The organism is Candidatus Hodgkinia cicadicola (assembly GCF_002774925.1).
In genome coordinates this window covers 1-760 of the sequence record NZ_NXGO01000133.1, presented here as the reverse complement: position 1 = coordinate 760, position 760 = coordinate 1, and the positions used below count along the sequence as shown (strand labels likewise).

Genomic DNA, 760 nt, shown 5'->3' with positions numbered 1-760 from the left:
AATATTAAAACTGAAGTAAGCTGATCTTTATCTGAATTTAGGTATTGGGATAGTAGGTAATTTGTCATTACGAGGTTGATGTTTAGTTACCAGAAACAGTCTTTAAACTGTAAAGGGATAGAGTGAGTGTACGTAGACACACTACAGTGTTTCAGCTATAAGATTCAAACGAAGATAATGACATTAATGCTACATAGGATACAGACTACCTTCAACTTACCCGGAGAATGAAGTTCAGGTGTAACAACATTCCTCGCATAGTTCGTGGAAAAACTTAGAGCGGACTCGAATCTGCAAGGCGCCGCATTTCTTACTCTTTTATACTATGACTGTATATGACTATAGTACGACTTTGGAGTCTTACTGTTCATTCCTCAACTCAAAATCATTGTTCTACAATCTTGCCAGTGTTACAGGCTTCATTATCCTAACCATTTCAAACCAATTTACACTCACAGTACCCTCCTCCGTTCTGAAGCTTAAATCTCTTATTACGACTTATCTTTAATCAGATGTAATATAAAACACATCAAGATTATAATTTTCTCGGAAACCATATAGCTTAGAAACATTTTAAGCTTTTGACATGTTTGAACTTTCTACTATGTATTCACTGCAACCCTCCAAACAGGACCTCAGTACCTATTGCCATTGCAATTATTGCTTGAGGTCCACCAAAGGTGTATATACATTCTACCCCACAAATACTTGCACAAGCCATAAATAAACGTTTATCTTTAATCTTACGATAAGGTGTAGC

Annotated in this window: 2 protein-coding genes; one reads left to right on the top strand and one right to left on the bottom strand. The window is 36.1% G+C overall.

The features are described from left to right. Positions 1–75: 75 nt before the first annotated feature. On the top strand, positions 76–261 hold the full coding sequence (locus tag MAGTDC_RS03655; RefSeq protein ID WP_192573218.1) for a hypothetical protein: 186 nt from the start codon (positions 76–78) through the stop codon (positions 259–261). A gap of 301 nt (positions 262–562) precedes the next feature. Here MAGTDC_RS03655 and MAGTDC_RS03650 read toward each other — a convergent pair. After that, positions 563–760, bottom strand: a 198-nt coding sequence (locus MAGTDC_RS03650) for a histidinol dehydrogenase (protein WP_146657089.1), incomplete at its 5' end; no start/stop codon positions are given.